Origin of the sequence: Pseudomonas sp. QLc11A, from assembly GCF_052112305.1 — a bacterium.
Lineage (GTDB): Bacteria > Pseudomonadota > Gammaproteobacteria > Pseudomonadales > Pseudomonadaceae > Aquipseudomonas > Aquipseudomonas laurylsulfatiphila.
Map to the genome: position 1 here is coordinate 19,082 of NZ_JAVAJJ010000001.1, position 20,793 is coordinate 39,874.

General features: G+C 60.8%; 18 protein-coding genes and 2 tRNA genes. 8 read left to right on the forward strand and 12 right to left on the reverse strand.

What is annotated here, in order from left to right; translation table 11 throughout:
• The first annotated feature begins 17 nt into the window (after window positions 1-17).
• The gene (ddlA, locus tag Q8X48_RS00100; protein WP_407799110.1) at window positions 18-1,112 is read left to right on the forward strand and encodes a D-alanine--D-alanine ligase; all 1,095 of its coding nucleotides are present in this window, start codon (window positions 18-20) and stop codon (window positions 1,110-1,112) included.
• Here ddlA and Q8X48_RS00105 read toward each other — a convergent pair.
• Together Q8X48_RS00105 and ggt are read right to left on the reverse strand one after the other, a co-directional pair.
• Window positions 1,109-1,294, reverse strand: coding sequence for a hypothetical protein (locus Q8X48_RS00105; RefSeq protein ID WP_095965608.1), 186 nt, complete (start codon window positions 1,292-1,294; stop codon window positions 1,109-1,111). The two genes, ddlA and Q8X48_RS00105, sit on opposite strands and share 4 nt — an antisense overlap.
• Before the next feature lie 124 nt (window positions 1,295-1,418).
• Complete coding sequence (gene ggt / locus Q8X48_RS00110; RefSeq protein WP_407799111.1) at window positions 1,419-3,251, reverse strand: gamma-glutamyltransferase; 1,833 nt, start codon at window positions 3,249-3,251, stop codon at window positions 1,419-1,421.
• Window positions 3,252-3,417: 166 nt separating this feature from the next.
• On the opposite strand from ggt, the gene Q8X48_RS00115 reads away from it, so the two are divergent.
• On the forward strand, window positions 3,418-4,521 hold the full coding sequence (locus Q8X48_RS00115) for a DUF2817 domain-containing protein (protein WP_407799112.1): 1,104 nt from the start codon (window positions 3,418-3,420) through the stop codon (window positions 4,519-4,521).
• A gap of 184 nt (window positions 4,522-4,705) precedes the next feature.
• On the opposite strand, the gene Q8X48_RS00120 is transcribed toward Q8X48_RS00115, so the two are convergent.
• Together Q8X48_RS00120 and Q8X48_RS00125 are read right to left on the reverse strand one after the other, a co-directional pair.
• Window positions 4,706-4,782: transfer RNA gene (locus Q8X48_RS00120), tRNA-Met, on the reverse strand.
• 134 nt (window positions 4,783-4,916) lie between these two features.
• The gene (locus Q8X48_RS00125) at window positions 4,917-6,974 is read right to left on the reverse strand and encodes a methyl-accepting chemotaxis protein (protein ID WP_407799113.1); all 2,058 of its coding nucleotides are present in this window, start codon (window positions 6,972-6,974) and stop codon (window positions 4,917-4,919) included.
• Window positions 6,975-7,307: 333 nt separating this feature from the next.
• Here Q8X48_RS00125 and Q8X48_RS00130 point away from each other — a divergent pair, with 333 nt between their 5' ends.
• Window positions 7,308-8,525 carry an MFS transporter gene (locus Q8X48_RS00130; protein WP_407799114.1) on the forward strand — a complete coding sequence of 406 codons (1,218 nt, stop codon included), beginning with the start codon at window positions 7,308-7,310 and terminating at the stop codon, window positions 8,523-8,525.
• Window positions 8,526-8,696: 171 nt separating this feature from the next.
• On the opposite strand, the gene ychF is transcribed toward Q8X48_RS00130, so the two are convergent.
• The 8 genes from ychF to Q8X48_RS00170 all read right to left on the reverse strand — a co-directional run bounded on the left by ychF (window position 8,697) and on the right by Q8X48_RS00170 (window position 15,614).
• Window positions 8,697-9,797 carry a redox-regulated ATPase YchF gene (gene ychF, locus Q8X48_RS00135; RefSeq protein WP_007981836.1) on the reverse strand — a complete coding sequence of 367 codons (1,101 nt, stop codon included), beginning with the start codon at window positions 9,795-9,797 and terminating at the stop codon, window positions 8,697-8,699.
• A gap of 22 nt (window positions 9,798-9,819) precedes the next feature.
• A complete protein-coding gene (pth, locus tag Q8X48_RS00140; RefSeq protein WP_007973893.1) occupies window positions 9,820-10,404 on the reverse strand; it encodes an aminoacyl-tRNA hydrolase in 585 nt (194 codons plus the stop codon).
• 169 nt (window positions 10,405-10,573) lie between these two features.
• The gene (locus Q8X48_RS00145; protein WP_007973891.1) at window positions 10,574-11,173 is read right to left on the reverse strand and encodes a 50S ribosomal protein L25/general stress protein Ctc; all 600 of its coding nucleotides are present in this window, start codon (window positions 11,171-11,173) and stop codon (window positions 10,574-10,576) included.
• Between the two features lie 142 nt (window positions 11,174-11,315).
• A complete protein-coding gene (locus Q8X48_RS00150) occupies window positions 11,316-12,257 on the reverse strand; it encodes a ribose-phosphate pyrophosphokinase (RefSeq protein ID WP_003171603.1) in 942 nt (313 codons plus the stop codon).
• 46 nt (window positions 12,258-12,303) lie between these two features.
• A tRNA-Gln gene (locus Q8X48_RS00155) sits at window positions 12,304-12,378 on the reverse strand.
• A 36-nt stretch (window positions 12,379-12,414) separates the two neighbouring features.
• A complete protein-coding gene (ispE, locus tag Q8X48_RS00160) occupies window positions 12,415-13,266 on the reverse strand; it encodes a 4-(cytidine 5'-diphospho)-2-C-methyl-D-erythritol kinase (protein WP_102673422.1) in 852 nt (283 codons plus the stop codon).
• A gap of 1 nt (window position 13,267) precedes the next feature.
• Window positions 13,268-13,885 (reverse strand): lipoprotein insertase outer membrane protein LolB, encoded by a 618-nt coding sequence (gene lolB / locus Q8X48_RS00165; RefSeq protein WP_095965581.1) that lies wholly within the window; start codon window positions 13,883-13,885, stop codon window positions 13,268-13,270.
• A gap of 4 nt (window positions 13,886-13,889) precedes the next feature.
• Window positions 13,890-15,614 carry a tetratricopeptide repeat protein gene (locus Q8X48_RS00170; protein ID WP_126047532.1) on the reverse strand — a complete coding sequence of 575 codons (1,725 nt, stop codon included), beginning with the start codon at window positions 15,612-15,614 and terminating at the stop codon, window positions 13,890-13,892.
• 349 nt (window positions 15,615-15,963) lie between these two features.
• On the opposite strand from Q8X48_RS00170, the gene hemA reads away from it, so the two are divergent.
• Genes hemA through murI form a run of 5 tightly spaced genes read left to right on the forward strand, consistent with a single transcriptional unit; the run spans window position 15,964 to window position 20,696 of the window.
• Window positions 15,964-17,253, forward strand: a complete 1,290-nt coding sequence (gene hemA / locus Q8X48_RS00175) for a glutamyl-tRNA reductase (protein ID WP_007973881.1) — start codon at window positions 15,964-15,966, stop codon at window positions 17,251-17,253.
• Window positions 17,250-18,332 (forward strand): peptide chain release factor 1, encoded by a 1,083-nt coding sequence (gene prfA / locus Q8X48_RS00180; RefSeq protein WP_007973879.1) that lies wholly within the window; start codon window positions 17,250-17,252, stop codon window positions 18,330-18,332. Before hemA ends, prfA begins: the two co-directional genes overlap by 4 nt.
• A complete protein-coding gene (prmC, locus tag Q8X48_RS00185) occupies window positions 18,333-19,163 on the forward strand; it encodes a peptide chain release factor N(5)-glutamine methyltransferase (RefSeq protein ID WP_407799115.1) in 831 nt (276 codons plus the stop codon).
• Window positions 19,157-19,912: a molybdopterin-synthase adenylyltransferase MoeB gene (locus Q8X48_RS00190; protein ID WP_407799116.1), complete on the forward strand. Its 756-nt coding sequence runs from the start codon at window positions 19,157-19,159 to the stop codon at window positions 19,910-19,912. The genes prmC and Q8X48_RS00190 overlap by 7 nt, the downstream gene beginning before the upstream one ends.
• Complete coding sequence (gene murI / locus Q8X48_RS00195) at window positions 19,905-20,696, forward strand: glutamate racemase (protein ID WP_407799117.1); 792 nt, start codon at window positions 19,905-19,907, stop codon at window positions 20,694-20,696. Before Q8X48_RS00190 ends, murI begins: the two co-directional genes overlap by 8 nt.
• Window positions 20,697-20,793: the final 97 nt, after the last annotated feature.

Consider the following 20,793-nt stretch of genomic DNA (forward strand, 5'->3'; position numbering starts at 1 on the left):
CACCAGGAGGCCAGGCGATGAAAAAACTGCGTGTAGGGATAATTTTTGGCGGGCGCTCGGCAGAGCACGAAGTGTCGCTGCAGTCGGCGAAGAATATCGTCGACGCCCTCGATCGCTCACGCTTCGAGCCGGTGCTGATTGGCATCGACAAACAAGGCCACTGGCACCTCAACGACCCTTCCAACTTTTTGCTGAACCAGGAAAACCCGGCGCTGATCGCCCTCAACCAGTCCAATCGCGAGCTGGCCGTGGTGCCGGGCAAAGCCAGCCAGCAACTGGTGGAAACCAGCAGTCAGGAAATGCTTGGCCACGTCGATGTGATCTTCCCGATCGTCCACGGCACCCTGGGTGAAGACGGTTGCCTGCAAGGTTTGCTGCGCATGGCCGATCTGCCGTTTGTCGGCTCCGATGTGCTCGGCTCGGCGGTGTGCATGGACAAGGACATCAGCAAGCGTCTGCTGCGTGATGCCGGCCTGGCCGTGACGCCGTTCGTGACATTGACCCGCGCCTCGGCGGCGCGCACCGGGTTTGCCGATGTTCAGTCCCGGCTCGGTTTGCCGCTGTTCGTCAAGCCAGCGAACCAGGGCTCTTCCGTGGGTGTGAGCAAGGTCGCCGACGAGGCCGAATACAGCGCAGCGGTGGAGCTGGCGTTGAGTTTCGATACCAAGGTGTTAGTCGAGTCTGCGGTCAGCGGCCGCGAGATTGAATGCGCAGTGCTCGGCAATGAGGACGCCATCGCCAGTGGTTGCGGCGAGATTGTGGTGCGCAGCGGGTTCTATTCCTACGACAGCAAATACATCGACGACACGGCCGCAGAAGTCGTAGTGCCGGCCAATATCAGCGTTGAGGCCAGCGAGCGTATTCGCGCCCTGGCCGTCGAGGCGTTCCAGATCCTGGGCTGCTCCGGCCTGGCCCGTGTCGATGTGTTCCTGACCGACAGTGGCGAAGTGCTGATCAACGAAATCAATTCGCTGCCCGGCTTCACCCGCATCAGCATGTACCCGAAATTGTGGCAGGCCACCGGCATGACCTACAGCGAGCTGGTGACGCGGTTGATCGAACTGGCGCTGGAAAAACATCAGGTTCGGCAGGGGTTGAAGATCAGTCGTTAAGTGCGCTGCTGAAGGGCGCTGCGTTTATCCAGTTCACACGCGTTATCGTTAACCACCATCGCAGGCAAGCCAGCTCCCACAAAAGAACGCGCCCACGCCGAAACTGTAGGAGCCAGCTTGCTGGCGATGGACGCAAGTGCGCCGCGTTTATCCAGATCACACGCGTTATCGTTGACGACCATCGCTGGCAAGCCAGCTCCCACAAAGGACCGCGTCCGGGTCGAAAATGAAGTGAGTTCCAGACCAGTCAAGCCCCCCAAAAAGGGCCTGCTCACTGGCAGGCCTTTCATCACTCCAGCGCGTGACTCAATCCCCCAGCGCCTGCCCCTCACGCCGCGGGTCGGCACCTCCCGTCAGCGACGCTTTGCCCTGGGCGTCCTTGACCCGAACAATCGCCTGGGTGCCGCTGGTCATGTCGATTTCGCTCACGCTGTGCCCTTTGTCTTTCAGCGCCTGAATCAGCGCGGGGCTGAACTGGCCCTGTTCCAGTTCGGTCGGGCCGTTGCGGCTGCCGAAGTTGGGCAGGTTGATGGCCGCTTGCGCATCGAGGTTCCAGTCGAGCAGGCCGATGGTGGATTTGGCCACGTATTCGATGATTTGCGAGCCGCCGGGGGAGCCGACAGTGGCGAGGAATTCTCCTGTCTGGCGGTCGAAGATCAGGGTCGGAGCCATGGACGAGCGCGGGCGTTTGCCGGGTTCGACGCGGTTGGCGACTTTCTGCCCGTTTTCCTCGGGGATGAACGAGAAGTCGGTCATCTCGTTATTGAGCATGAAACCCTGAACCATGATGTGCGAGCCGAACGCTGACTCGATGGTGGTGGTCATCGACACGGCGCCGCCGGCGTCATCGACGGCCACCACTTGCGAGGTGGAAATCCGCAGCGGCGAACGGTCCGGTGCGTAGGCCACCCGGATGCCCGGCGGCGTGCCGGGTTTGGCTGTGCCCATGCTGCGTTCGCCGATCAGGGCGGCACGGCTGGCGAGGTAGGCCGGGTCGACCAGGCCCTTGACCGGCACGGGCACGAAGTCGGTATCGGCCAGGTACTGCGCGCGGTCAGCGTAGGCCAGGCGTTCGGCTTCCGAGATCAGGTGCACGGCTTGCGGGTCGGGTTCGATACCGGCCGGGGCTGTGGTCTTGACCGGTTTCAGCGGTGCCAGTGCCAGGCGCTTGTCGCGAGCCTCCAGGGCTTGCAGCGTACCGAGGATCTGCGCCACGGCGATCCCGCCCGACGACGGTGGCGGCATGCCGCAGACCTGCCAGCGTTTGTAGTCGGTACACAGCGGTGCGCGTTCCTTGGCCTGATAGTTGGCGAGATCGGTCAGGGACAGGCTGCCGGGGTTGGCGTGGCCCTGAACCTTGGCGGCGATTTCCTCGGCGACCGGGCCTTTGTACAGGGCATCCGGGCCTTCGTGGGCGATGCGTTTGAATACGGCCGCCAGTGCCGGGTTCTTCAGGTGGGTGCCGACGGCTTTCGGGCTGCCATCGGCATTGCGGAAGTACGCCATCATTTCCGGGGAGCGTGGCATGGACGAATCCGCAGCGATCAACTGGTGCAGGCGTGGCGAAATGGCAAAGCCTTGCCCGGCGAGCCGGATGGCCGGTTCAAACAGCTGCGCCCAGGGCAGGCGTCCGTGTTTTTGATGAGCCAGTTCCAGGGCGCGCAATACGCCGGGCGTGCCCACCGAGCGGCCGCCAATCTGCGCCTGGGTGAACCCCATCGGTTGTCCATTGGCTTGCAGGAAAAGTTTTTCGGTGGCACCGGCCGGGGCGGTTTCACGGCCGTCGTAGGTGCGCACGGCTTTGCCATCCCAAAGTACGATCAATGCGCCGCCACCGATGCCCGAAGACTGTGGCTCGACCAGCGTCAACACCGCTTGCATCGCAATTGCCGCGTCGATGGCCGAACCGCCCCGGCGCAGCATCTCCCGCCCGGCTTCGGCTGCCAGCGGGTTGGCCGCCGCTGCCATGAATTTCTCGGCGTGTTGAGTTTTCAGATCGGTGCGGAAACCGGAAGCGCTTTCCGGGGCGAGCGGCAACGTCGGCACCGAAGCGTTGTTGCACGCGACCAGGGTCAAGGCACTGACAATCAGTGCCAGGGCAGGCAGGCGATGGCGGCGCAAAGGGAAGGTTGAGAACACGTGGGGTACTCCGTCCGTTGGATCTACGATCAGTGGACTTTATCGGCCGACCGGGAGGGACGCAAACCGGGTCCCACGGCACTGACGTTTTTGTCCTTCATCAATGGCCGGAATTTCTGTAGGGTCGTTGCCAACAGGCAGGCCAGAAAATCAACAAGAGGCAGACATGCACACCGAGTTCCCAATCCAGCCCGGCTACCGCACCCAGCGTGAACAGTTCCTGGCCGCAGCGGCTGCCGCAGGCGCAACCTTGACTGAATATCCACACCCGCTCAAAGGTCCGTTCGGTGAATCGCTGAGTACCGATGTGGCGGTGTTGGGTGATCCGGGCGCCAAGCGCCTGTTGATCGCGCTGAGCGGCACCCACGGGGTTGAAGGCTTCTATGGCTCGGGCTGCCAGATCAAATGGCTGCAGGAGTTGGGCAAGCGTTCCCTGCCAACGGATGTCGCCGTGGTCATGATCCATGCCATCAACCCCTGGGGCATGGCGTGGTTGCGCCGGGTCAACGAAGACAACATCGACCTGAACCGCAATCACCTGGATTTCCAGCGATCGCTGCCGGACAACCAGGCCTACAACGCCTTGCATGAAATCTATGCCTGCCCGCAGTTGCACGGTCCGGAGCGTGAGCGTGCCGATGCCTTGCTCGACGAGCAGATTCGCCTGCATGGCTGGCCGGCGGTGATGTCGATTGTCGAGGGCGGTCAGCATGCTCACCCCGACGGCCTGTTCTTTGGCGGGCTGGCGCCGAGCTGGTCGAACCGCACACTGCACCGGATCGTGCAAAAGCACCTGGCCCATGCCGAAGTGGCCATGTGTTTCGACTTGCACACCGGCGCGGGTGAATACGGTCATCCGATGTTGCTGACCATCACCGAGTCCGCCTATCCGGCGCTGGCGGATGCGCAGGCGATTTACGGCCCGTGGCTCTACAGCCTGCAAACCGGCGCCGATACCCTGAGCGAAACCGGCGTAGCGGCGACGGCTACCGGCTACACCTCGCAGGCGTTGATCGATGCGCTGCCGCAGGTGCGCCTGATGCCATTCGTCATCGAGTGCGGAACGTATCCGGGGCCGGACGTTCACCGCCATTTGCGCGATGACCACTGGCTGCATCTGTATGGCAATCCGGGTGACGCAACAGGGCGCGGGATCAAGTTGAATCTGCTGGAGCAGTTCTATCCGGCCGATAGCGATTGGCAGTCGATGGTCTGGTTGCGCACGTGGCAGATCTGGGAGCGGGCGCTGTCGGCATTACCGACCGTGTAGGAGCGAGCTTGCTCGCGATGGTCGTTAACGATAACGCGTGTTTACTGGCTAAACGCGGCGCTCTTGAGGCCATCGCGAGCAAGCTCGCTCCTACAGGCATAAAAAACGAGGCATAAAAAACGCAGGCATAAAAAACGCAGGCATAAAAAAACGGCCTACCTTTCGGTAAGCCGTTTTTAGTACTTGGTGGCTACACAGGGACTTGAACCCCGGACCCCAGCATTATGAATGCTATGCTCTAACCAACTGAGCTATGTAGCCAAGTGGCGCGCATTATTCACCGGTAACGGGGATGCGTCAAGCATAAATCTAAAATATTTCTCTGCGCTTTCAACCGTTTATCAAAATCCACCTTCCAGGCAGTGGTGAAGGGCGCCTGAGCAGGGCTACCGGATTCAACTCAAGCGGAAGCGCCCGGTGTTGTCGCTTAACGCTTTGCTGCCCTGACTCAGGGTGTCCGCTGCCTGGTTCACCGCGCGGGCACCTTCGAGCAAACGTAGCGCTGCCTGATCGACTTGCTGGATATTACCGCTGACCTCGTCGGCGGTACTGGCCTGCTCCTCCACCGCCGTGGCGATGTGCGCCAGGGTATCGGTGACACTCTGCACGGCACTGGCGATTTCCCCGAGCCGTTCGCCAAGGCCGGTGACCGCTTGTGCATCACTCTCTGCCTGAGTGCACGCGGCCTCCATCAGGTTGACGGCCTCGTTCACGGTGTGACGCAGGCTGTCGACCGTGCCGGCAATCTGTGCGGTCGACGATTGGGTGCGCTGCGACAGGCTGCGTACTTCATCGGCCACTACCGCAAAGCCACGCCCTTGTTCGCCCGCCCGCGCCGCCTCGATGGCGGCGTTGAGTGCCAACAGGTTGGTCTGCTCGGCGACGCCGCGAATGGTGTCGACCACCAGTTGAATCTGCTGTCCTTGCTCGCTGACCCGGCCCAGTGCCGCAGCGGTTTCGTTCAGGCGTTGGTTGAGCTGCTGGATGCTCGCGGTGGTGCGCTGGCTGTCGCGGCTGCTGTCGGCGGCAATGCGCCGGGTGTGCTGGGCGCTGCCGGACGCCTGTTCGCAACTGTGGGCGACCCCTTGTGAAGTGGCGGCCAGTTGTGTCGCCGCCGCGGCAATCTGGCTGATCTGCAACTGTTGGGCTTCGACTTCGCCCAGGGCGTCACTGGAGTGATGGTTGAGGGATTGCACTGCGTGGCTCAGTTGCAGGGTTTCGTGATCCACCCCTTGCAGGCTGGTGCGCAGTTGCACCACGGCGACGTTCAGCGCGGTGCTGATGACCGCCAGTTCGTCCCGCCCCTGAACCGGAACTTGCAGGCTCAGATTGCCATCGCGCAGGGCCTCGGCCAATACCGTGATGCCACTGGCGCTGCGGCGGATCGAAGCCTGCAAGCAGATGAACAGATACAGCGCAGCCAACAGCAGGCAGCCGAACACGGCGGCCACCACAATGAACTGGCGGACCGCCGAGCCGTGGTAGTAATCCAGGCGTTGATCCAGCGACACCAGCGACTGCTGGCGCAACGAGGCGAGGTCAGAGAGCAGGGCGTCGAGGCTGCGTTCGAAGTCATCCGGCTTGAGGTTGATGCTGCCGCCGAACACGCCGTCATCCAGCACCTTCAAGCCCGCATCGAGGCGCTTGAGGCTGTCATGGTATTGCCCGGCCCAGGTTTGCAGGGCGCTGGGCAAGCGCGCTTCGAGCAGGCCAGCGGTTTTCACCAGCTGCTCCCGTGCATCGCCGATGCGGCTGCGCAGGTCGCGCAGTTGCAGGCGGCTTTGCAGGGTGAACTGCCCGGACACTACCGATGCCTGGCCCACCGCCGCCAGGCGACCGACCCGTTCGATCAGGTCGGGGGCGTGTTGGGTGGAGATCTGCGTCAGCAGATAAGTCTCCAGCCACGGCGCCAGTGTCAGGCGATTGTCCATGGCGATCTGCTCGCGCAAGGCTTGCAGGGCGATCAGGGCGTTGGTGAAGCGATCGTAGCCATCCGGCCACCAGCCGACGCCGCTCAGGCTTTTTGAGTCGAGGCCATCGAGGGCGGTTTGCAGGGCCTGATAACGGCTCAGTGTTTCGTTCTCGGCAGCTTCTTTTTGCAGGGCATTGCCCAATTCGGCAGTGGCCTGGCTGACGGCGGGTTGGACCGCATCGAAGGCGCCCATCGCAGCGAGGGTGGCCGGTGTCGGCTGGCGATTGGTTTCCGTGGCGCGCCAACGGGCGGCGCGATCACGCTGGGCGGCGAGCAGGTCATCCAGTGCATCAAGGGCCAACAGTTGCCGCACCCCGGCACGTTCGCCGGAGATCAGGCTGAGTTTGTCGCGATAGTCCTGGCCGATCATCCACAGGCTGCCGGCCAAGGGCAGGATGAACAACAAAAACAACAGCTGAAATTTACGTGCGAAGCCAAATCGCCCCAGCAGTGCGATCCCCGGTGATAAAAAAGCCTGCATGCCCCAAAACTCCTCTGGACACCACGCACCATTGGCGTGCGTCGGAGGTTGTTGCACCGCCGACTCGTGCCCGCTAAAAAGGCCTCGAAAGTTCACCCTTGTCTGCTCTGTAGGCCGACTCTGTGGCGAAACTTCCCATTGTCGGCCTCCTTTGTAAGGAAGCCGCGTTCAAGCCGACGAAGAAGGCAAGATTCAGACCATGGCGTTGCGCCATCAATGTTGTGGAGATGAAAATCGAGGTCGTTAGCAGGCTAAGGGGATGGCGTTGCTGCACTGAAAAATGGCACATTGACGCACCTGCCCGTTTGTACCTCCTGTTGTCTGGAAATTCCCATGGCTATCAGCAACGCCCAGACCGGCTCAGTGCCGGCGTCCGCTACGCCCCAAAGCAGTCCCCTGGTGATGCGCATCATCGGTGCGGTGGCGCTGGCGCATTTGATCAACGACCTGATCCAGTCGGTGCTGCCGTCGATCTACCCTATGCTCAAGGCCAGCTATGGCCTGACCTTCACCCAGGTCGGCCTGATCACCCTGACGTTCCAGTTGACGGCCTCGCTGTTGCAGCCGTGGGTGGGTTACTACACCGATCGCCACCCCAAGCCGTGGCTGCTGCCGGCGGGTACGGTGTGCACCCTGGTCGGCATTCTGATGATGTCGGTAGTCGGCAGCTTCCCGCTGATTCTGCTGGCGGCGGGCTTGATCGGCATCGGTTCTTCGACCTTCCATCCCGAAGCGTCCCGCGTGGCGCGACTGGCTTCGGGCGGGCGCTTCGGGCTGGCGCAATCGACCTTCCAGGTCGGGGGTAACGCAGGCTCGGCGTTCGGCCCGTTACTGGCGGCGGCGATCATCATTCCCTACGGTCAAGGGCACGTGGCCTGGTTCGGCCTGTTCGCAGTGTTTGCGTTGTTCGTGCTGTACCGGATCAGCCGCTGGTACGCCAACCACTTGAACCTTTTCAAGCTCAAGCAAGGTCAGGCAGCGACTCACGGCCTGTCCAAGGGCCGAGTGACCAGCGCGCTGGTGGTGCTCGGGTTGCTGGTGTTCTCCAAGTATTTCTACATGGCCAGCCTCACCAGCTATTTCACCTTCTACCTGATCGAGAAGTTCGACCTGTCGGTCGCCAGTTCGCAGTTGCACCTGTTCCTGTTCCTTGGTGCGGTAGCGGCGGGGACATTCTTTGGCGGGCCGATCGGCGACAGGATCGGGCGTAAGGCAGTGATCTGGTTCTCGATCCTCGGCGTTGCACCGTTCACCTTGTTGCTGCCCCATGTCGACCTGTTCTGGACCAGCATCCTGAGCGTCGTCATCGGCTTCATCCTCGCCTCGGCGTTCTCGGCCATCGTGGTGTACGCCCAGGAACTGGTGCCGGGCAATGTCGGGATGATCGCCGGGGTGTTCTTCGGATTGATGTTCGGTTTCGGCGGGATTGGCGCGGCGTTGCTGGGGCACCTGGCGGATATTCACGGCATCGAATACGTGTATTACCTGTGTTCGTTCCTGCCGCTGCTGGGGGTGTTGGCGATCTTCCTGCCGCGTACGAAAAAGTCCTGATCCAGCACAAATCCCCTGTGGGAGCGAGCTTGCTCGCGATGACGGAGTGTCAGTCAGTATCTTTGTTGGCTGACACACCGCTATCGCGAGCAAGCTCGCTCCCACAGAAAAGCAAAAACAAGGCACAAAAAAAGCCGCGTATCAAACGCGGCTTTTTCATGGGCGTGTGGCTTACACGTTGAAGCGGAAGTGCATCACGTCGCCGTCCTTGACGATGTAGTCCTTGCCTTCCAGGCGCCATTTACCGGCTTCCTTGGTACCGGCTTCGCCCTTGTACTGGATGAAGTCGTTGTAGGCGATCACTTCGGCGCGGATGAAGCCTTTCTCGAAGTCGGTGTGGATCACACCAGCGGCTTGTGGTGCGGTGGCACCGACGCGCACGGTCCAGGCGCGGACTTCTTCGACACCGGCGGTGAAGTAGGTCTGCAGGTGCAGCATTTCGTAGCCGGCGCGGATCACGCGGTTCAGGCCAGGCTCTTCGAGGCCCAGGGCTTCGAGGAACATGTCTTTCTCTTCGCCGTCGTCGAGCTCGGCGATTTCCGCTTCGATCTTGTTGCACACCGGTACAACCACGGCGCCTTCTTCTTCGGCGATGGCGCGTACAACGTCCAGGTGCGGGTTGTTTTCGAAACCGTCTTCAGCAACGTTGGCGATGTACATGACCGGCTTGGTGGTCAGCAGGTGGAAGCCCTTGATCACCGCTTTTTCGTCGGTGCCCATGTTCTTCATCAGGCTGCGTGCAGGCTTGCCTTCGGTGAAGTGAGCGATCAATTGCTCCAGCAGACCTTTCTGGACCACTGCGTCCTTGTCACCGCCCTTGGCGTTGCGCGCGACTTTCTGCAGTTGCTTTTCGCAGCTGTCGAGGTCGGCGAAGATCAGTTCCAGGTCGATGATTTCGATGTCGCGTTTCGGGTCGACGCTGTTGGAGACGTGAATCACGTTCTCGTCTTCGAAGCAGCGGACCACGTGGGCGATGGCATCGGTTTCACGGATGTTGGCCAAAAACTTGTTGCCCAGGCCTTCACCTTTCGACGCGCCGGCAACCAGGCCCGCGATGTCGACGAATTCCATGGTGGTCGGCAGGATGCGCTTTGGATTGACGATGGCTGCCAGGGCTTCCAGACGCGGATCCGGCATCGGCACGATACCGCTGTTCGGTTCGATGGTGCAGAAGGGGAAGTTCTCGGCCGCGATCCCGGATTTGGTCAGGGCGTTGAACAGGGTGGACTTGCCGACGTTAGGCAGACCGACGATGCCGCAATTGAATCCCATGGTGTTTTCCCCGAGGAGTGAGTCAGGCCTTCTGGCTGTGCAGGTTTTTCATCGCGCGGTTCCATTCCCCGGCGAGGATATCCGGCAGCACGCCGAGGGCAAAGTCGATGCTGGCATCGAGTTTTTCCTGTTCGGCGCGTGGCGCACGACCCAGGACGAAATTTGAAACCATACTGGCAACGCCCGGGTGGCCAATGCCAAGCCGCAAGCGGTGAAAGGTATTCTGATTGCCCAGTTGCGCAATGATGTCGCGCAACCCGTTGTGACCGCCATGGCCGCCGCCCACTTTGAGCTTGGCAACGCCCGGAGGCAGGTCGAGTTCGTCGTGCGCCACGAGAATTTCTTCAGGCTTGATGCGGAAGAAACCGGCGAGTGCCGCCACGGCCTGGCCGCTGCGGTTCATGTACGTGGTGGGAATCAACAGACGAACATCCTGACCCTGGTGCGAATAGCGCCCGGTCAGGCCGAAATATTTGCGGTCCGCCACAAGGTTCACGCCTTGTGCGTTCGCGATGCGCTCAACAAAAAGGGCCCCTGCGTTATGCCGGGTCTGTTCGTATTCAGCGCCTGGATTTCCCAGGCCAACGATCAGTTTAATGGCAGTCACGATAGGGGCCCTTCATTGGAGTGGTGGATAACATCGCCGCAATCAGGGAGAGCGGCGAAAGTGGACGAAAGTTGCTCATTTACCATGATGTAAACTCCGCGTTCTCGCCCGCTTTCTCGCTATGCTCTAGTCCGCGATGTTTCCGGTCACTCCGGCGTACAGAGTAAAATTACTCTGCAGCGCCTTCTGCAGCTTCTGGAGCAACACGTGGAGCGTGGACGTTGGCAACAGCCTTGTCATCGCCGTGTGCCAGGGCCACGAACTCAACGCCTTTAGGCGCCTTGAGGTCCGACAGGTGAATGATCGAACCGATTTCAGCGTTAGCCAGGTCGACTTCGATGAACTCAGGCAGATCTTTCGGCAGGCAGGAAACTTCGATCTCGGCAACAACGTGCGAGATTTCGCCGCCTTTCTTGGTCGGTGCTTCTTCGTTGATGAAGTGCACTGGAACGATCGCGGTCAGTTTCTGGCCAGCGACTACGCGTACGAAGTCAGCGTGCATCACGTGGCCTTTGGCCGGGTGACGCTGCAGGGCTTTGATCACGACGTTCTGCTTGGTGCCACCAACGTTCAGCTCGATGATGTGGCTGTAAGCCGCTTCGTTTTCGAGCAGTTTGGCAACTTCTTTGGCCAGCATGCTGATGGATTCAGGGGCTTTGTCGCCACCGTAAACTACAGCTGGAACCAGGCTTGCGAGACGACGCAGGCGGCGGCTCGCACCTTTCCCCAGGTCGGAACGCACTTCAGCATTCAGAGTAAAATCGTTCATGTTGTATCTCCAAAATAACCACACTCGCCCCAGCGTTTGCGACCAGCGCTAAAGGCGATATGGGCAAAAAAGCCCCGCCCCGACAGGAATGCCGGGGCGGGGCGCTTTTCGTCAACGAGACATTTCGAGAAGGGCAGGGCCCTTAGCGGAACATCGCGCTGATCGATTCTTCATTGCTGATGCGGCGGACCGCCTCGGCAACTACCGGTGCGATATCCAGTTGGCGGATACGCGCACAGGCTTGTGCTGCAGCGGACAGCGGAATGGTGTTGGTCACCACCAGCTCGTCCAGCACGGAATTTTCAATGTTTTCGATCGCCCGACCCGACAGCACAGGGTGCGTGCAGTAGGCGAAAACCTTGGCAGCGCCATGCTCTTTCAGGGCCTTGGCCGCGTGGCACAGGGTGCCGGCGGTATCGACCATGTCATCGACCAGAATACAGGTACGCCCTTCGACATCACCGATGATATGCATCACTTCAGAGTGATTGGCTTTCTCACGGCGTTTGTCGATGATCCCGAGATCCACGCCCAGGGATTTGGCAACGGCACGTGCACGCACGACGCCACCAATGTCCGGGGACACGATCATCAGGTTTTCGAAGCGCTGATCTTCGATGTCATCCACCAGAACCGGGGAGCCGTAGATGTTATCTACCGGAATATCGAAGAAACCCTGGATTTGGTCAGCATGCAGATCAACCGTGAGAACACGGTCGATGCCGACTACGGTAAGCATGTCAGCCACGACTTTCGCGCTGATAGCCACACGTGCGGAGCGCGGACGGCGATCCTGACGGGCATAACCAAAGTAAGGAATAACAGCAGTGATACGAGTAGCCGAGGAGCGGCGGAAGGCATCAGCCATCACTACCAGTTCCATCAGGTTATCGTTGGTCGGAGCGCAAGTCGGCTGAATAATGAAGACGTCTTTACCGCGGACGTTTTCATTGATCTCGGCTGTAATTTCGCCGTCGGAGAATTTACCGACAGAGATGTCACCGAGAGGGATATGCAGCTGACGTACGACACGCCGAGCCAGATCGGGGTTAGCGTTCCCCGTAAAGACCATCATCTTGGACACGCGCAGTACCTGAAGGCTGAGGGTAACCTGGATGAGTATAGGAAAATGGCAGGGGCGGCTGGATTCGAACCAACGCATGGCAGGATCAAAACCTGCTGCCTTACCGCTTGGCGACGCCCCTGTATCTGTTGCAACGATTACCCGGTAATCGGTTCCTTTAGAGCAGACTTTGAAGCTTGCGATGCAACATCGAAACGTTGCTTCCTTTTGCTACAAAACCTGTAAGGGTCTCTGTCAGAAGGGCCGAGACTTTATCAGCTTCAGCTTTGCTTGGGAAGCCCCCAAACACACAACTTCCAGTTCCGGTGAGTTTTGCTTCGGTAAATTTACCTAACAAATTCAAAGCGTTACGTACCTCTGGATAACGCCTTGTTACCACCGGCAAGCAGTCATTTCGACTGTTTCCCTTGGGAACGGGGCGCACTTTAATGGGAGGAGTGTTACGTGTCAACAACGGATCTGAAAAAATTTCTGCCGTACTTACAGAGACTTGCGGTACCAGCACCAGATACCACGGTTCTTCCGGGTCGACAGGGGTCAGTTTCTCCCCCACGCCCTCGGCGAAAGCCGCATGACCACGAACGAAAACCGGGACGTCGGCGCCCAGCGTCAATCCCAGGCCAGCCAGGCGATCTTCATCCCAGCCCAATTGCCACAGGTGATTGAGGCCGAGCAACGTCGTTGCTGCATTCGAACTGCCGCCGCCAATGCCGCCGCCCATGGGCAGGATCTTTTCGATCCAGATATCGACACCCAGCGAACAACCGGATTGCTCCTGAAGTTTTTTCGCGGCCTTGACGATCAGGTTGCTGTCGTGGGGCACGCCTGCGAACTCGGTGTGCAGCTGAATGACACCGTCATCGCGCAGGGCGTAGGTGATTTCGTCGCCGTAATCGAGAAATTGAAACATCGTTTGCAGTTCGTGGTAGCCGTCTTCGCGGCGACCCAGGATGTGCAGCATCAAATTGAGTTTGGCCGGAGACGGCAAAGTCAGGCGATTGGCTGGCATGTCATGACCCCAGTTTGCGTGGTTGCCAGGCCTTGATCACCAGTGTGACGTCAAGGTCGGTGCCATGCAGCTTGATGCGCTCGGGCAGCCAGTAGCCATTTTGCTGGGTGTAGTCGGTGTATTCGACCTGCCAGCCATCCTGCTCGAGGTTGGCCAGGCGACTGTCGGTATCCAGGGTCAGGTGACTTTTGCTGTCCGGCGCGGGGAGCCCGCGTACCCACCAGGCCAGATTGGACACCGGCAGCTTCCAGCCCAGCTGTTCTTCGAGCAGCACTTCCGGATTCGGCGCGTCGTAGCGTCCCTGGTTGGCGACTTCCAGCGACACCTTGCCCGGACGTCCGGTCAGGCGAGCCGCACCGCGGCCCAGTGGTCCGGACAGGCGAATGTCGTAGTAATCCTGGCGCTGCAACCAGAACAGCGTGCCGCTGCCCGAGTCTTTCGGCGCACGGATGCCGATCTTGCCGTCGATCTGCCAGCCATCGAGGCCGGTCAGTTGCTGTTTGTGCTCGCGCCATTGGGCGGCGTTGCCATGTCCCTCGACTGATTCGCGGGGACCAAGGCCTGCGCAACCGGCGAGCAGGGCGATAAAACTGAAAACGATGAAATGGCGCAAAAACATAATCTTAAAGAGTCTCTGATCCGGTCAGGCGTTTGATGGTGCCACGCAGGGTCGGGCTGTCAGGCTGTTCCTTGAGGAACTTGCCCCAGATCTGTCTGGCTTCGCGCTGTTTGCCATTGGCCCACAGGACTTCGCCCAGGTGCGCGGCGACTTCCTGGTCGGGGAAGCGTTCCAGGGCCTGGCGCAGCAGGCGCTCAGCTTCGTCGAGATTGCCCAGGCGGTAATTCACCCAGCCAAGGCTGTCGAGCACCGCCGGATCCTCCGGACTGATCTGGTGTGCCTGCTCGATCAGGGCCTTGGCTTCGGCGTAGCGTGTGGTGCGGTCGGACAGGGTGTAGCCGAGGGCGTTCAACGCCATGGCATTGTCCGGGTCGCGCTTGATGATCGTACGCAGGTCTTTTTCCATCTGCGCCAGGTCATTGCGTTTTTCCGCCTGCATGGCACGGGTGTAGAGCAGGTTCAAATCGTCCGGGTATTGCTCCAGAGCTTGATGCAGAACGCTCCAGGCCTTGTCACCCTGATTGTTGGCGGACAGGGTTTCGGCTTCGATCAGGTACAGCTGGATCGCGTAATCCGGCTGCTCGTCGCGCTCTGCCGCCAGCTTTCTTTGGGCTTCGGCGGTCCTGCCGTTGTCTATCAGGATGTCGGCCTGACGCAATTGCGCCGGCAGGAAATCGTTGCCCGGGCCAACCTTGGCGTACTCGATCAATGCGCCTTGCGGGTCGTTTTGTTCTTCGGCGATGCGGCCGAGGTTCAGGTGCGCCGAGTCGACGTGGCTGTCCCGGGCGATCAGGTCTTCAAGATAACCCTTGGCCTCGTTCCACGCCTTGGCTTCCAGGCAGACCAGTGCCAGGGAGTATCGCAGGTCGTCGTCTTCCGGGTACTGCTGAACCAGGCTCGAGAACTCGGCCTTGGCGTCGTCCATGCGGTCCTGTTCAACCAGCATCCGCGCATAAGTCAGGCGCAGGCGCTTGTCGTCCGGGTATTTCTTGATGCTTTTCTGCAGCAGCGGCAAGGCCTCGTCACCGCGATCGAGGGTTTGCAGCAGGCGTGCGCGCAGCAGAATCGGGGCAATTTCGCCGTCGTCCGGTGGATTGTCTTCCAGCAGTTTCAGTGCGCCTTTGGTGTCGCCATCCTGTTGCATCAGCAGCGCCTTGCCGAAAATCAGCTGGCTGTTGTCTGGATGGCGCTGCAGCAAGCGGTCGAAGCTTTTCATCAGGCCGTTGCGTGTGTCCTGGTCGGTGTCGGCCGCCGACAGCGCCAGGAAGTCGAAATGAGTGTCGCCCTTGCCTTGCAGGACTTTCTCCATATAGACCATAGAGTCGTCATAACGCCCGGCGCGGGCCAGTTGCACGGCAGCGGCGCGTTGCGCTTCGAGGTCGTCGGGGGCGTTTTTCGACCAGATCAGCGCGGTGTCCAGGGCAGCCTGGTCGGCGCCCAGGTATTCGGCGATACGGAATGCCCGCTCCGAGATGCCCGGATCCTGGGTGTTGATGGCCTGGGTCACATAGTTGTCCAGGGCAATGTCGAAACGATTGCGCTGGCCAGCCAGTTCGGCGCTCAACAGGCTGAAGACGGTTTCCTCGCTGAAGGAGCTGTAGACCTTCGGCTTTTCAGGGGCCGGGGTGCTGTCTTCAACCGGCGGCGTACCGTCCGACGAAACGGGTGCCAAGGCCTGGCAGCCGCTGAGGAAGACAAAAGCGAGGAGCAACGCGGAAGATCTATTCATATAGGAAGAGGACGACTAACCTGCGGTCGGATCATCATGACACAAGCTTTAGGCCAAACATAACCGGCCCGACATTTTCCGGGGTACACCGGTCCGTGTGGGAGCTGGCTTGCCAGCGATGGTCGTTAACGATGACGTATTTTTACCGGAAAGACGTGGCGCATGTCAGTCCATCGCAGGCAAGCCAGCTCCCACAAGGGACGCGGTAAAGATCGGACCGATCGCCGATATAAACGAGAACTGCTCGCAACGTCGACGTTACCTACCGGCGCGATAGATATCGAGTAGTTGTTCTGATTCCGTCGAAGTAGGACAATTGCCGGCTTCACGTCACCATCAGCGACTTTGAATGGCCTTCCTTGCACTCGGTATTAACCACAAGACTGCTTCAGTAGACGTCCGCGAGCGCGTGGCTTTTACCCCTGAGCAGCTGGTTGAGGCCTTGCAGCAGCTCTGCCGACTCACCGACAGCCGCGAAGCTGCGATCCTCTCCACCTGCAATCGCAGTGAACTCTATATAGAACAGGATCACCTGTCGGCGGACGTCGTGCTGCGCTGGCTGGCCGAATATCATCATTTGAGCTACGACGAGCTGCGCGAAAGCGCCTATGTGCATGAAGATGATGCGGCAGTTCGTCACATGATGCGGGTGGCCTCCGGGCTCGACTCGCTGGTGTTGGGCGAGCCGCAGATTCTCGGCCAGATGAAGTCGGCTTATGCCGTGGCTCGCGAGGCGGGCACCATCGGGCCGTTGCTCGGGCGGCTGTTCCAGGCCACATTCAACGCGGCCAAGCAGGTGCGCACCGACACGGCCATCGGCGAAAACCCGGTATCGGTGGCATTTGCCGCAGTGAGCCTGGCCAAGCAGATTTTCAGCGACCTGCAACGCAGCCAGGCCTTGTTGATCGGTGCCGGCGAGACCATCACCCTGGTCGCCCGCCATCTGCATGACCTGGGCGTAAAGCGCATCGTGGTCGCCAACCGTACCCTGGAGCGCGCGAGCATCCTGGCCGAACAGTTCGGTGCGCATGCGGTGTTGTTGTCGGATATTCCGGCAGAGCTGGTGCGCAGCGATATCGTCATCAGTTCCACCGCCAGCCAGTTGCCGATCCTGGGCAAGGGTGCAGTGGAAAGCGCCTTGAAACTGCGCAAGCACAAACCCATTTTCATGGTGGATATCGCCGTCCCCCGCGATATCGAACCCGAAGTCGGCGAGTTGGACGACGTTTACCTCTATAGCGTCGACGATCTTCACGAAGTGGTCGCCGAGAACCTCAAGAGCCGCCAGGGCGCTGCCCAGGCCGCCGAAGAGATGGTCTCGGTCGGCGCCGAAGACTTTATGGTCCGCCTGCGTGAATTGGCGGCGGTGGACGTGCTCAAGGCCTATCGTCAACAGAGCGAACGCCTGCGCGACGAAGAATTGCAAAAGGCCCAGCGCATGCTGGCCAACGGCAGCAGCGCCGAAGAGGTGCTGGTGCAACTGGCTCGCGGGCTGACCAACAAACTTTTGCACGCACCGAGCGTGCAGTTGAAAAAGCTCTCTGCCGAAGGTCGCCTGGATGCGCTGGCGATGGCCCAGGAACTCTTTGCCCTCGGTGAGGGCTCATCGGATAGCTTTTCGGATAAAAAACCGCAATGAAAGCGTCACTGCTCAATAAGCTGGATATTCTCCAGGACCGTTTCGAGGAATTGACCGCCCTGCTGGGCGACGGCGAGGTCATTTCCGATCAGAACAAGTTCCGTACCTATTCCAAGGAGTACGCGGAAGTAGAACCGATCGTGGGCACCTATAAAGAACTGCTGAAGGTGCAGGATGACCTCGAGGGCGCCCAGGCTCTGCTCAAGGACAGCGACCCGGACATGCGTGAAATGGCCGTGGAAGAAGTCCGCGAGGCCAAGGAGCGCCTGGTCACGCTCGAAGCCGACCTGCAGCGCATGCTGCTGCCCAAGGACCCGAACGACGGGCGCAACGTGTTCCTCGAAATCCGTGCCGGCACCGGCGGCGACGAGGCGGCGATTTTCTCCGGCGACCTGTTCCGCATGTATTCGCGTTACGCCGAGCGTCGTGGCTGGCGGGTGGAGATTCTCTCGGAAAACGAGGGCGAACACGGTGGCTATAAAGAGGTGATTGCCCGGGTCGAGGGCGACAACGTCTACGGCAAGCTCAAGTTCGAATCCGGTGCGCACCGCGTGCAGCGGGTTCCGGCGACTGAATCCCAGGGCCGTATCCACACGTCGGCCTGCACCGTGGCGGTATTGCCCGAGCCGGACGAACAGGAAGCCATCGAGATCAACCCGGCCGACCTGCGCATCGATACCTATCGCTCCTCCGGCGCCGGTGGCCAGCACGTCAACAAGACCGACTCGGCGATCCGCATCACTCACTTGCCGTCCGGCATCGTGGTCGAGTGCCAGGAAGAACGTTCGCAGCACAAGAACCGCGCCCGGGCGATGTCCTGGTTGTCGGCCAAGCTGAACGATCAGCAGACCTCCGCTGCGGCCAACGCCATCGCCAGCGAACGCAAGCTGCTGGTCGGTTCCGGTGATCGCTCCGAGCGCATCCGCACCTACAATTTTGCCCAGGGCCGGGTCACCGACCACCGGGTCAACCTGACCTTGTATTCCCTCGACGAGATTCTCGCCGGCGGCGTCGAGGCGGTGATCGAGCCGTTGCTGGCCGAGTACCAGGCCGATCAACTGGCAGCGATAGGTGAGTAAATGACGATCATCGCCAGTTTGTTGCGTGCCGCCGATCTGCCCGACTCGCCGACGGCGCGTCTGGACGCCGAATTGCTGCTGGCGGCAGCGTTGGGCAAGTCCCGCAGTTTCCTGCACACCTGGCCGGAACGCATCGTGCCGAGCGAAGCGGCGCTGACGTTCGCCGAGTATTTGCAGCGCCGCCGCAGCGGCGAGCCCGTGGCCTATATCCTCGGCCAGCAAGGTTTCTGGAAGCTGGATCTGGAAGTGGCACCACACACGCTGATCCCGCGCCCGGACACCGAACTGCTGGTGGAAGCTGCGCTGGAACTGTTGCCGGCCACACCGGCCAAAGTGCTCGACCTCGGTACCGGCAGCGGCGCGATTGCCCTGGCGTTGGCCAGCGAGCGTCCGGCCTGGAGCGTCACTGCTGTGGATCGCGTGCTGGAAGCGGTGGCCCTGGCCGAGCGCAATCGCCAGCGTCTGCACCTGAACAACGCCAAGGTGCTGAGCAGCCATTGGTTCAGTGCCCTGGAAGGTCAGCGTTTTGAGCTGATCATCAGCAATCCGCCCTACATTGCAGCGACCGATCCGCATCTGGTCGAGGGCGATGTGCGCTTCGAACCGGCCAGCGCCCTGGTGGCTGGTGTCGACGGGCTCGACGATCTGCGTCTGATCGTCGACCAGGCACCGGATCATCTCGACGCTGGCGGCTGGCTGATGCTCGAGCATGGCTATGATCAGGCCGAGGCGGTCCGCGACCTGCTGCTGACCCGCGGTTTTGAAGAAGTCCACAGCCGCACCGATCTGGGCGGTCACCAACGCATCAGTCTGGGGCGCCTGCCGTGCTGAATGATCAGGAGTTGCTGCGTTACAGTCGGCAGATTCTGCTGCAACACATCGATATCGATGGCCAGTTGCGGCTCAAGGACAGCCGCGTATTGATCGTCGGGCTCGGCGGCCTTGGCGCGCCAGTGGCGCTGTATCTGGCGGCCGCCGGCATCGGCGAGATGCACCTGGCGGACTTCGACACGGTCGACCTGACCAACCTGCAACGCCAGATCATTCACGACACCGACAGCGTCGGTATGACTAAGGTCGATTCGGCGCTCAAGCGCCTGACGGCGATCAATCCCGAGGTCCGCTTGATCGCCCATCGCGCAGCGCTGGACGAAGACTCTCTGGCCGCTGTGGTGGCCGGGGTGGATCTGGTCCTCGATTGCTCGGACAATTTTTCCACCCGTGAAGCGGTCAATGCCGCGTGCGTGGCAGCCGGCAAACCGCTGGTCAGCGGTGCGGCGATTCGCCTCGAAGGCCAACTGTCGGTGTTCGATCCGCGTCGGCCAGAGAGTCCGTGCTACCACTGTTTGTACGGGCACGGCAGCGAAGCCGAACTGACCTGCAGCGAGGCCGGCGTGGTCGGTCCGCTGGTGGGACTGGTCGGCAGCCTGCAAGCGCTTGAAGCGCTGAAGTTGCTGGCCGGGTTTGGCGAGCCACTGGTGGGGCGCCTGTTGCTGATCGATGCCTTGGGCACGCGCTTTCGCGAATTGCGGGTCAAGCGTGATCCGGGCTGTAGCGTCTGTGGGTCCAAACATGCGTGAAGCGCCGATTGGCGTGTTCGACTCCGGTGTCGGTGGGCTCTCGGTGCTGGCCGAGATCCAGCACTTGCTGCCCAACGAGACGCTGATGTACGTCGCCGATTGCGGCAATGTTCCCTATGGCGAGAAAACCCCGGCATTTATCCAGCAGCGTTGCAGTGTGATGGCCGATTTCTTTCAGCAGCAGGGCGCCAAGGCCCTGGTGCTGGCCTGCAACACGGCAACGGTGGCCGGCGTCGCCGACTTGCGTCGCGACTATCGCGATTGGCCCATCGTCGGCATGGAGCCGGCCGTCAAGCCGGCCGCCGCCGCAACCCGCTCCGGCGTGGTCGGGGTGCTGGCCACCACCGGCACCTTGCAGAGCGCCAAGTTCGCCGCGTTGCTCGACCGCTTCGCCACGGATGTGAAAGTGATCACCCAGCCCTGTCCCGGGCTGGTGGAGCTGATTGAAAACGGCGATCTGCATAGTGCCGAGCTGCGTCAGCTGTTGGCCGGGTATGTCGAGCCACTGCTGGCGGCTGGCGCAGACACTCTGATTCTCGGCTGCACCCATTACCCCTTTCTCAAGCCGATGCTCCGGCAGATGATCCCCGCCGACATCAGCCTGATCGATACCGGAGCCGCCGTCGCGCGGCAACTCCAGCGGCTTTTGGCTGAACGCGAACTGCTTGCCGCCGGGCCTGCCCGTGAAGCGCAGTTCTGGACCAGCGCTGATCCGCTTCATTTCAGAAATATCTTGCCGATACTGTGGAATACCTCTGGCGTTGTGCGAAGCTTCAACCGGTAGAAGGCTGTCTGGGGGGGGAGTACGAAAAATCGGGGTGAACTTCTGATAAATCGCGGACTTCTATAGTTTTGCTGGGCCAGGCAACAAAAAAATCATA

Excerpts from the sequence above, each read along its gene's own strand:
- ddlA (WP_407799110.1), top strand. The coding sequence starts at position 18 with ATGAAAAAACTGCGTGTAGGGATAATTTTTGGCGGGCGCTCGGCAGAG.
- Q8X48_RS00105 (WP_095965608.1), bottom strand. The coding sequence starts at position 1,294 with ATGGTCGTCAACGATAACGCGTGTGATCTGGATAAACGCGGCGCACTT.
- Q8X48_RS00115 (WP_407799112.1), top strand. The coding sequence starts at position 3,418 with ATGCACACCGAGTTCCCAATCCAGCCCGGCTACCGCACCCAGCGTGAA.
- Q8X48_RS00125 (WP_407799113.1), bottom strand. The coding sequence starts at position 6,974 with ATGCAGGCTTTTTTATCACCGGGGATCGCACTGCTGGGGCGATTTGGC.
- Q8X48_RS00130 (WP_407799114.1), top strand. The coding sequence starts at position 7,308 with ATGGCTATCAGCAACGCCCAGACCGGCTCAGTGCCGGCGTCCGCTACG.
- ychF (WP_007981836.1), bottom strand. The coding sequence starts at position 9,797 with ATGGGATTCAATTGCGGCATCGTCGGTCTGCCTAACGTCGGCAAGTCC.
- Q8X48_RS00145 (WP_007973891.1), bottom strand. The coding sequence starts at position 11,173 with ATGAACGATTTTACTCTGAATGCTGAAGTGCGTTCCGACCTGGGGAAA.
- ispE (WP_102673422.1), bottom strand. The coding sequence starts at position 13,266 with ATGCCAGCCAATCGCCTGACTTTGCCGTCTCCGGCCAAACTCAATTTG.
- lolB (WP_095965581.1), bottom strand. The coding sequence starts at position 13,885 with ATGTTTTTGCGCCATTTCATCGTTTTCAGTTTTATCGCCCTGCTCGCC.
- Q8X48_RS00170 (WP_126047532.1), bottom strand. The coding sequence starts at position 15,614 with ATGAATAGATCTTCCGCGTTGCTCCTCGCTTTTGTCTTCCTCAGCGGC.
- hemA (WP_007973881.1), top strand. The coding sequence starts at position 15,964 with ATGGCCTTCCTTGCACTCGGTATTAACCACAAGACTGCTTCAGTAGAC.
- prfA (WP_007973879.1), top strand. The coding sequence starts at position 17,250 with ATGAAAGCGTCACTGCTCAATAAGCTGGATATTCTCCAGGACCGTTTC.
- prmC (WP_407799115.1), top strand. The coding sequence starts at position 18,333 with ATGACGATCATCGCCAGTTTGTTGCGTGCCGCCGATCTGCCCGACTCG.
- murI (WP_407799117.1), top strand. The coding sequence starts at position 19,905 with ATGCGTGAAGCGCCGATTGGCGTGTTCGACTCCGGTGTCGGTGGGCTC.